The sequence below is a fragment of the Mesorhizobium sp. M7A.F.Ca.CA.002.15.2.1 genome (assembly GCF_003998715.1).
GTDB lineage: Bacteria > Pseudomonadota > Alphaproteobacteria > Rhizobiales > Rhizobiaceae > Mesorhizobium > Mesorhizobium ciceri.
This window is the reverse complement of the sequence record NZ_RZPI01000752.1, coordinates 1-2,535: the sequence shown is the minus strand read 5'-3', so window position 1 is coordinate 2,535 and position 2,535 is coordinate 1. Positions and strand designations below refer to the sequence as shown.

Below are 2,535 nucleotides of genomic sequence, written 5' to 3'. Positions count from 1 at the left end.
GTCCCAGCGCGTGTAGCGGCCGGGATATTCATAGTTTGAGGAAAACACCGCGCCGCGGCGCGAATTCAGGCCGTCGACGTAAGCGTCGATCGCGCCCGCATACGGCCGGTCGTGGCGCGCGCGGGTGATGGTGATGCCACCCGCGGTCACGAAACTTTCCGCGCCGTTTTCCAGAACCTTCATCGTCATTGCCGTCTCCATCAGCTTCTTGGGGCAACGGACCCGGGAATGGCTTGGAAAAAACAAATGGCCGCCCGGACTTTCCGTTGCGGCCACCCTCTCTATTCACGCGCACGTGTTCGAACAGGCCGCTGTCAGCAGGCCCACCACCAAATGGTCTTGATCGAACGCATATTCATGGCGAAATCCATAGCTGCGAAAAGAAGGATGCGCAACAGGTTTGAAAGTCTGTTCGTTGGCCGCCGCTTCTCAGGCTCATGGCACATCGCCAGAGCCGACAGTGCCGCTTAGAGTGCTCATCCAACAGCAGGAAGACGGGAAAATAACCATGACCGAGCAGATCGAGCGTGCGCGGACGTTTCATTCCCTCCACGTCAAGGGCAACCCGGTCGTCCTCTACAATGCCTGGGATCCGGGTTCGGCCAAGATCATCGAGAAAGCGGGTGCCAAGGCGATCGCCACCGGAAGCTGGCCGGTCGCGGCCGCGTTCGGCTACGCCGATGGCGAGAAAATCCCGCTGGAACTGGCGCTCGACAACATCAAGCGCATCGTCGGGTCGGTCGACCTGCCGGTGACCATGGACCTCGAGGGCGGCTACGGCGTTGACCCGGAAATCGTCGCTCGCACGGTGACGTTGGCGCTGCGGGCCGGCGCTATCGGTTTCAATTTCGAGGATCAGATTGTCGGTGGCAGCGGCCTGCATGACATTTCCGTGCAGGCAAAGCGCATCGAAGCCGCGGCGGCGGCCGTCAAGGCTTCCGGCATACCGGCATTCATCAACGCTCGAACCGACATCTTCCTCAAGGCGAAACCGGATGCGCATGATGACCTTCTGCTCGACCAGGCCATCGAGCGCGCACAGGCCTTCGAAAAAGCCGGCGCGCACGGCTTCTTTGCGCCGGGCCTTGGCGACGAAGGCCTGATCGAGACGCTCTGCAAGGCAATTGCGTTGCCGGTCAACATCATTGCGCTGGCGCATGTGCCGCCGCGCCAGCGGCTGGCGGAACTGGGTGTCGCCCGCATCAGTCACGGCCCGGTGCCTTACCGGCAGATGGCGGAATGGCTGGAGGCGAAAGCGCGACTGGCTATTTCGGGCTAAGTCAGTCCTCCAGCGTTCCCGACCGGGCATCAGTGCTCTTCCTGTCGCCGACCAGCTTCAGAAGATCTTCGCCGGCGCGGATGATGCGGCGCGAGCGGCGGGTCAGGATGATGCCGTCCTGCGGCGCGAACACTTCGGTGCGGCCATCGGTTTCACCCGGTGCATGGACGATGGTGGCGAGGCGCGCGCCCTTGGCGACGCGGTCGCCGGGCTTCACGTCGTAGAGCACGGCACCGGCCCGTGGCGCCGGCATCATGTCGATGTTTTCCAATGGCGCCACGAAGCCGGTGAAAGGACCCGGCGCGGGCAGGGCGCTGTCGGCGATCACGCCGCGCGCCACCAGCAGCCGGTAGAGGCCGTCGGCGTCGGCGGCGGCCAAAGCACCATCGACATCGAGGATGCCGCGATATTCGACGGTGGTGGCGACGCGACGGTCGAGCTTGGCCACATCGGCGGGGACGTTCTGATAGGGCATGATCGAGGCGCCCTCGAAGGTGCCGTCGGTGTCTTCGCTCCACAGCACGACCGCGTCGACGCCCATGGCCGCGGCGCAATCGGCCATATCAGGCCACAGGCTTGTGTGGACGTAGAGATAGGCGAGGCCCTCGTCATCGCAGTGCAGGTCGAGCACGATGTCGTGGCCGAGCGAGAGCTGCACCAGCCGCGTCTTCAGCCGCTGGTCGACGCTGCCAAGGGTGGTGTCGGGCAAGAGCGCTGTGTCGGGCGCCGCGAGCAGCGGAAAGCCGCGGTTGAAATTGGTGCGCGTGCCGAGATGGAAGCGGCCCTGATGCTCGCCGAAATGATATTGCGCCCGGCCGATCGGATTGGCCCAGGGCACGATGGTGAGATTGCCCTTGATGCGGCCTTCGGCTTCAGCCTTGTTGAGCATCGGCATCAGCGCGTCGATGGCGACGACACCCGGCAACTCGCCGGCATGGAGTGCCGCCTGCAGATAGGCCGAAGGAGCAGCCTTGTCGGAACCAGTGAAGCGGAACAGCGGGAATTCGTAGGAAACCCCTTCGCTTTCGCCGGCGATGCGTTCGATCGATTTCTGCATGACTTCCTCCATCAGGAGCGAGAGACATGCGATTTGAAGGCGCCGATGTCGATTGGTCCAGCCTGCCGCGCTATGGGCGCAAGAGACTATTCAGCCGGAAGCGGGATGACCGGCGCGCGCCGGTCCAGCGCCTGCGACAGCACAGCGGCGGTGACCGCCAAAACAGCGAGTGCTGCGCCGACCAGCGGCAAATTGGCAT

At 63.9% G+C, this 2,535-nt stretch carries 3 protein-coding genes; 1 reads left to right on the top strand and 2 read right to left on the bottom strand.

The window, feature by feature from the left end; all coding sequences use genetic code 11:
• On the bottom strand, nt 1-189 hold a 189-nt coding region (locus tag ENZ74_RS28725; RefSeq protein WP_164761279.1), incomplete at its 3' end, for a hypothetical protein.
• Nucleotides 190-508: 319 nt separating this feature from the next.
• On the opposite strand from ENZ74_RS28725, the gene ENZ74_RS28720 reads away from it, so the two are divergent.
• Entirely contained in the window at nt 509-1,279 is a 771-nt protein-coding gene (locus tag ENZ74_RS28720; RefSeq protein WP_013529940.1) for an isocitrate lyase/phosphoenolpyruvate mutase family protein, read from the top strand.
• A gap of 1 nt (nt 1,280) precedes the next feature.
• On the opposite strand, the gene ENZ74_RS28715 is transcribed toward ENZ74_RS28720, so the two are convergent.
• A complete protein-coding gene (locus tag ENZ74_RS28715; RefSeq protein WP_063168862.1) occupies nt 1,281-2,336 on the bottom strand; it encodes a succinylglutamate desuccinylase/aspartoacylase family protein in 1,056 nt (351 codons plus the stop codon).
• Nucleotides 2,337-2,535: the final 199 nt, after the last annotated feature.